This is a genomic window from Nitrososphaera sp. AFS, from assembly GCF_009898475.1.
GTDB lineage: Archaea > Thermoproteota > Nitrososphaeria > Nitrososphaerales > Nitrososphaeraceae > Nitrosopolaris.
Genome location: NZ_QURE01000137.1, coordinates 1 through 6,557, shown reverse-complemented (window position 1 = coordinate 6,557; position 6,557 = coordinate 1). Strand labels below are relative to the sequence as shown.

Annotated in this window: 7 protein-coding genes and 1 pseudogene; 5 read left to right on the top strand and 3 right to left on the bottom strand. The window is 34.8% G+C overall.

The window, feature by feature from the left end; genetic code table 11:
* Window positions 1-76: pseudogene (locus tag DYY65_RS13110) on the bottom strand (methane monooxygenase/ammonia monooxygenase subunit C); the annotation flags it as partial.
* 853 nt (window positions 77-929) lie between these two features.
* Between DYY65_RS13110 and DYY65_RS11450 the strand changes: the two are divergent.
* The 3 genes from DYY65_RS11450 to DYY65_RS11440 all read left to right on the top strand — a co-directional run bounded on the left by DYY65_RS11450 (window position 930) and on the right by DYY65_RS11440 (window position 2,699).
* On the top strand, window positions 930-1,448 hold the full coding sequence (locus DYY65_RS11450; RefSeq protein WP_162478092.1) for a signal peptidase I: 519 nt from the start codon (window positions 930-932) through the stop codon (window positions 1,446-1,448).
* Between the two features lie 359 nt (window positions 1,449-1,807).
* Window positions 1,808-2,452, top strand: coding sequence for a transcription initiation factor IIB (locus DYY65_RS11445; RefSeq protein WP_162478091.1), 645 nt, complete (start codon window positions 1,808-1,810; stop codon window positions 2,450-2,452).
* Window positions 2,424-2,699, top strand: a complete 276-nt coding sequence (locus DYY65_RS11440) for a hypothetical protein (RefSeq protein WP_162478090.1) — start codon at window positions 2,424-2,426, stop codon at window positions 2,697-2,699. Before DYY65_RS11445 ends, DYY65_RS11440 begins: the two co-directional genes overlap by 29 nt.
* A 263-nt stretch (window positions 2,700-2,962) precedes the next feature.
* Here the strand turns inward: DYY65_RS11440 and DYY65_RS11435 are convergent, their stop codons facing one another.
* On the bottom strand, window positions 2,963-3,130 hold the full coding sequence (locus DYY65_RS11435) for a hypothetical protein (protein WP_162478089.1): 168 nt from the start codon (window positions 3,128-3,130) through the stop codon (window positions 2,963-2,965).
* A 335-nt stretch (window positions 3,131-3,465) separates the two neighbouring features.
* On the opposite strand from DYY65_RS11435, the gene DYY65_RS11430 reads away from it, so the two are divergent.
* Both DYY65_RS11430 and DYY65_RS11425 read left to right on the top strand, forming a co-directional pair.
* Window positions 3,466-3,672 (top strand): hypothetical protein, encoded by a 207-nt coding sequence (locus DYY65_RS11430; RefSeq protein ID WP_162478088.1) that lies wholly within the window; start codon window positions 3,466-3,468, stop codon window positions 3,670-3,672.
* Window positions 3,673-4,111: 439 nt separating this feature from the next.
* Window positions 4,112-4,606 (top strand): hypothetical protein, encoded by a 495-nt coding sequence (locus DYY65_RS11425; protein ID WP_162478087.1) that lies wholly within the window; start codon window positions 4,112-4,114, stop codon window positions 4,604-4,606.
* Between the two features lie 481 nt (window positions 4,607-5,087).
* Here the strand turns inward: DYY65_RS11425 and DYY65_RS13105 are convergent, their stop codons facing one another.
* Window positions 5,088-5,204: a C2H2-type zinc finger protein gene (locus DYY65_RS13105; protein ID WP_162478086.1), complete on the bottom strand. Its 117-nt coding sequence runs from the start codon at window positions 5,202-5,204 to the stop codon at window positions 5,088-5,090.
* Window positions 5,205-6,557 lie beyond the last annotated feature (1,353 nt).

Genomic DNA, 6,557 nt, shown 5'->3' with positions numbered 1-6,557 from the left:
TTATGACCATGATGTATATCTTTTTCAGTCTCTGAATTTCTACTTCTTTTGGAATCAGTGCTGGCATTTGAGCCATATCTGTTTGATCAACTCATTTCTACATATACACATAAACTATTAAGTAACTAAGTTTCTTTTGCAAATATCTGCAAACATAGGCAGTATAAATTGGTCCAATTACACATCTTCAGAGATTTGCAACCGTTTGCACAGTGCTCTAATAATACCCTAAACGATTATAAATTATTCTCCGATACGTGGAATGCAAAGATCTTCTGGACATCATTCTGTTGGGGGTCCAGTCATATTGATAGCTGTGTCTCTTGTCTCAGTAGCATTATTGTATCTAGTAGTTGGAAACATTGGACCAACATAGTCTAATGTGAGGACTCAACAACAATCTAGGAGGCGTCGCTGAATTTAAAACCATTTTATTATTTCTTAACTTTAGCCATCTCGTGTTCTGCATCGGATCACTTTAATGATATTATGACCTATTCTGACTAAGCCACCAGGAAATTTTGTATCTGTTTAATGTTTAATTGGAAAATTAAATACACCGCCAAGTATCCCTATTATTATAGTTGAAAAGAGAGCCACTTTACAAACCATAATTTTTCCTTTGGGGTGGCTATTCTGATAATTGCGGATATTCATCTACAATAAATTAATTCGTTGTGACATATTCAAGATATTAGTTAAGAGAATGTGATTCTGTGTGACCAATTATGAGTGCAGTTAAGATGACTGTCAACTGGCAGTCACAAACTATGTGATGGAATTATTGTTATCAGCATAGTTTGTATTATTATTATGCAATTCTTATAATGATATCTCATGCCACTCAACAATGCATGGCATGATTACATTGAATCATTAATCGACGTAATAAAAGCAAATAAAAGACAGGTCTAACTGCGGGTTCCTAAATGATTTCAAGGGTAATATCATATGTTTCTGTCATAATAATCGGGATTGCTATTACATATTTGGGTATTAGATTCGTATTTGGTACCTATAATCCGTTTTATGTAGTTGCTAGTGGAAGCATGATACCTGCTCTTAACATCAGCGATTTTGTAATTATTAATCACAACATACCATTTAACAATCTGAGGGTCGGAGATATTATTGTGTTCAAGTCACCTGGCTCATTAATTCCTAACGAGCAGCACGAGACTATCGTTCATAGAATTGTTCAGATTTACACAGGACTTGGAAATGAGATTATTAGAACAAAGGGAGATGCCAACGATGGCTCAATTCCATACATAGATTACCCCATTAGAGATAAAAATTACGTTGGTAAAGTTGTATATGTAATTCCTAAATTGGGATTGATTACCAAGGTCATTAGTCCTCCAACAAACTATTACATTACGATTGGGGTTATCGCAATAACGGTACTCTACTACTCTAGAATGGGAAGGAAGGACGGAAATGGATAGGAGATAAAGCCTTAGTTGCAGATGTTCTCCATGATACATACGTTGACATTGTAGATACTGACCATCTGATTGTTGTCTCTACAACTCTATCTTCGACAGCACTTGAAATAATGAGATGTAGCTTCCTAAATTTCGGAATTGTCATATTAGTTTTTAAAGCATTATTATAGACGAGATTTGAATTATGATCTGCCACATTATACCAACTACTGAAGGGTATGAAATTCTTTGCTTTTAATCAGTTAAGAGGCACTAAAAATTAATGCATATGATTGCAAATGATTGCATTTGAAAGTTAACATTCTTACTCAAAGTTTATTTCATTCGTATACAAACATTACTAGAGATCATTTTTTAGAATGGAAAAGTTAGTGAAATGTTCTTCCTGTAACTGTGACAAAATAGTTACAGATTATGAATCAGGAGAGACGATATGTTGTAAATGTGGTCTAGTGATTTATGACATCACGCAGGAATACACGTCTAGAAGTAAAATGGACTCTAGTAATGACTTTTCAACCTTCGTAGGAACTTATGACAATGTACTTTCTACCATAATTGGAAAACCGAACATAGATGCAAGCGGTCACATGCTTGATGCAACAAATCGTTTAAGAATGGAAAGACTACGAATGTGGGACCATAGAATAAAGGCTATAAGAAGACCTAATTATGCATTTAACCAACTTGATCTATTACAAGATAAGCTTTGCCTACCCAGGACGGTAGTCGAAAGAACAGCCTATATCTATAGAAAAGCTCAGAAAAGAGGACTCATACGAGGTAGAATGGTTACAGCAGTTCTAGATGCCGCATTATACATTTCCTGTAGAGAATTCGGAATTCCAAAATCATTAAAGGAGATAGCTGGAGTCAACAATATCAAGCCTAAAACTTTGGGAAAAAGTTATCGGTTGTTAATCAATGAACTCGACATAAAAACTCCAACCATCGATCATACTAAATGCATAATTATTGGGATTAGAAGAAAAAACCAAACGTAAAGCAATCGAGATAATGAAACATCTTAAAAAGAATGAAGTAACTGCTGGGAAAGATCCTATGGGAATGGCTGCAACAGTGGTATATATGGTATGTTCAACTACTGGGGAAACAAGAACTCAAACTGACATCGCACGTATAGCAGGAATAACAGAAATGACCTTAAGAAATAGGTACAAAGAACTAAAAGGCCACAAATTTGATTTAGACCTAGGTCGAGATTTAATACCTCTCGCATCAAACACGTGAGAGATATGGGATCATAGTAGAATCCTTGACATAGGTGAGAGTAATTTGCTTATCTAAAAAGTTTTTATTTCCGTTTTAATTCAGTTGCGAGGCCTCTATATGCAATTGAATGCTTATTATTTCATTATATGTGTGAAAATATGAGGTAACAATGAATAGTATGGTTTCAGCTTTCCAAATTAGGCTATACATAATTATTAAGTTGCATAACGCTCCTTTTTAAATTCAAATAATAGATAGTGTACATCTAGACTGTATCACCTTCAATTACCTATCAGCTTTTGACCATGATTCTTTTTTTCTGTTCTCTCCTCTGTTTTGCCATGTAATTCATTACCTAAAACTGCATAAATGCCTAATCCAACACAAGCAACGCCGATCATTGAAAAAAAAGCAAATGTTATTTCTAAAAATAAGCCTACATCAAACATACAATCTACCTACTACCTTCATTGTCACAAGTCAGGTTCTTCATTCCTGTGGCCATCACCATGTACGGAATGTATGCAAACAAGGATGATTCTCTACTGATCGAATTATTAATTCTGTATTCCATGCAAATAAGAATCAACAATACGATAAAAGCGCCTAGCAAACATTTGCAAACTTCTGAAGTTAGGTACAGCTTACATCGATATTCTCCTCTTTTTTAAACCATTAGACATGACTCTGTATCCGGCAAAGATGAGAAAATTTCTCTATTTCACTAATTATTGGTGAAAGTTAGTAAGAAAATCTATAAGACCAGTTTGTTTATTAATATTGGATGGATAGTAAAAGAGATATTGAAATAGCAACCGAAAAACTAGTCAAAGAAAATGGTTGGTCTAGAATAAAGGCATTATCTGCCATAAATAGCAGATATCAAAGTGAAAGACGTCTAGAAGAGGCTATTATTGTACAGCGTCTCCTGCATGCAGAAGAAGCAAAAATAGAGGCAGAACGTGCTGACGAGTTCCATGAGGATATATAAATTACAGGACCTAATGAAAATTGCTAAATTCGTTGGCGAGTATCAATCTTGTTTGTATAGCATAGCGTTCCGTTTGAATTTTTGGTAAAGTACTGTTCTGAGATGCCAGTATTATCAAATCAATTCCAAATCGTTTGGTTATAAAATACTCCTTAGGGGAGCATAACTCTACTATTTGCTTTGTATACTAAAGTTTTATATAAGTCACGTGGTTACTCATATTTACGCTCTAAATTGGTATCTTCATCATATAAGCTGATATCTTTTGTGGCCGTCAGCTTAGATGATGGTCAAATCAATCACGTTTTTCACTATTTCCTAGTTCAAACATCAATAAGTCAAATCCTAGTTATCATATGTCTCAAAAGAATCTTAACGAGTATATTTTACGGACCTTCGGACATGACTAGAATTTATGTAAATATGGTGGAACTGTAGTTTGTTGAAGAGTGATACCATTAAGGCAAGTGAAAGTGTCTTTCGATTAGCTAATTGCTTTTTGAGAGTTAATACGGCAAAGTCAAAAGGCGTAACTAAATCATTCCGACTAGATGAAGATGTAATTAGAAAAATAGGTTTGCAAGCTAGAAATAATAATACGAGTTTTAACGCAGAAATCAACAGCATTCTGAGAAAATATGTCGATTGGGATATGCTTGCAACTAAAGTGGGAATGATTCCTATTGCTAGACCAATTCTCTCAGATATTTTTCAGAATATAATGACAAAGGAACAAGTAATTGATTTAGCGAATAATGTAGCCAAGAATGTAATACATGAAATGGTATTATTTATGAAAGGTAACTTGACTCTAGAATTATTCCTGTCTTGGTTAATTGCTAGGATGGAACATTGCTCTGAAGTAAACTATTCCATAGAAAATACTAGTACAAAACCTCAAATCAAAATTATATTCAAACATGAACTTGGTTAGAATTGGTCCATATATAATAAAATAATAATCGAGCATATAATTCATGAAATATTGAAGAAATATGAGGTTGGAATAGCAATGTCTAGTACAACAATATCTTTGTGTTTCATCTAGCTTTGCAATTAATTTCACTTAATTGGGACTTAGAACAGTTTATGTTAGCTAGTTAGGATACAAAAAGCGTTTAAGCCCATTTTTCGCTGTCTAAAGGAAGATGTTCTCCATGATGACACAATGGACAATCTCTGTGAGGCCTACGTTCCAAGTCGAAAACGACACCGCAATTTCTACAAATTCTTAGATTTTTTTTCATGTGGTTGATTAAGGTTTAGTTTAGTACGTTCAACTTAAATTCTAAAATCGATAATCGTAGTACAATGGTGCCTTGCCACTTAGCCTTAACCCAAGAAAGAAATGAAAAGAGCAAGGTAGAATCATCTTGTATGTATAAGTATTAGGCATGTATCGCGAAAATCATCTCTTACTTTTTTGCTCCGTGTTTTTGGATGTTGTGTTGTCCCAGCTCTGATTCTGTTTTAAAACTTTCCTTACATATAGTACACTTGAACTTCTTGCCGCTGAAAAAGTTGAATTTCATCGGTATTCACTTTGTAGTATCCATAAGTTGCATATAAGGGATTACAAATGGGGGCTATTCCCTAGTTAATTCATTTGAGGCTTAAACGTACATCCAAGTTAACATATAATTCTATTACTGTTATTCGATAATAAGCGTAGGAGACGGCAAATGTGACACTCTACTGTGAATAAGTAGCCGTAATCTCTACTCAGGCTAATGTAAGTTGCAGACTCTTTCTATAATTCAGCTATACGTAGAATAGAATTCCCTTTGCTTGTCCATTGGTGAATATGAACTCTTAAACCCTATTGAAGATTTTATAACCGTTTAATACATTACATGCAGCATTTCAACCATTGAGACACATGTTTATTATCGGTACAGAATAAACTANNNNAAGGGCAGAAAGTAGTACATGGCAACTAATGTTAGCTCTAATCGTATTCAAAGTGATAAGCAGTATCCAAAGCTCTCAAAGGTTGCGTCAGGTTATCTTGAAATCGATTTTTTAAGAAAGCAGATTTGCATGCAGGTTATTTTTGCTACAATTGTACATATTTTATCAAAGGAAATCATTGTGCAGTAGTTGAAGATAGCGGTCCTGATGTAAGGGAACTTGAATCTGGAACTGTAGCGCCTCATGGTGTATGCACATTGTGGCACCCTAACGAGATGGAGACTCGCTAAGTGCATAATTCCGGGGGAGAAAAACTAATTTGTCAAAAGTAACTGAAAAAATTAAAGAAGCTGTAGGAGCGGCAGATAATCTTACCAAGTTCAAGAAATTTAGCAAGTTAAAAGCTGCCTACGTAAAATAAGACAGGTTCAGCGATTCAAATCTTCATGAAGGCTATTTTTGCTATAACCTATTTTTTGGATTGAGGCAAGTGGTGGAAAATGCTGGCTTGTAGAAGAAAAGGGTCCTGACGTGGTGGGAAGAGTTCAGATGTTATTGTACCATACGGCTGTTGCACAGGCTATGAAGCTGATATTAACAAGCTACACGATACGCACAGGTGAAACAAAATTTATCTAAATGACAGATTCTTAGAAAACAAGATTAGAAGAAGATAAGTTAATGTTGTGCTGCTACAGTTGCTGCACATATTGAAGGCCTAGTTATAAGGGGACCATTCACTATGTTCATGGAAGTGGAACACTACGCGATATGGCTCAGTGATAGCTGTTAGTACAAAATAAAAAATAGGATAATACATTCTCTTTTTTCACCTATCGACATTTCATCTACCTTAAGTGAGATCCTACTCCTACATTCATCGTTCCTGAATACGTGTAGATTGTTTTTAGTCAACTAAGTGGACATCCATGCTACTTATCCTATCTCTTGGGTCGTCACTTGATGTTCTGCAT

Bases quoted from the DNA above. Each gene is read 5' to 3' on its own strand.
- DYY65_RS11450 (WP_162478092.1), top strand. From the start codon at position 930: ATGATTTCAAGGGTAATATCATATGTTTCTGTCATAATAATCGGGATT.
- DYY65_RS11445 (WP_162478091.1), top strand. From the start codon at position 1,808: ATGGAAAAGTTAGTGAAATGTTCTTCCTGTAACTGTGACAAAATAGTT.
- DYY65_RS11435 (WP_162478089.1), bottom strand. From the start codon at position 3,130: ATGTTTGATGTAGGCTTATTTTTAGAAATAACATTTGCTTTTTTTTCA.
- DYY65_RS11430 (WP_162478088.1), top strand. From the start codon at position 3,466: ATGGATAGTAAAAGAGATATTGAAATAGCAACCGAAAAACTAGTCAAA.
- DYY65_RS13105 (WP_162478086.1), bottom strand. From the start codon at position 5,204: ATGAAATTCAACTTTTTCAGCGGCAAGAAGTTCAAGTGTACTATATGT.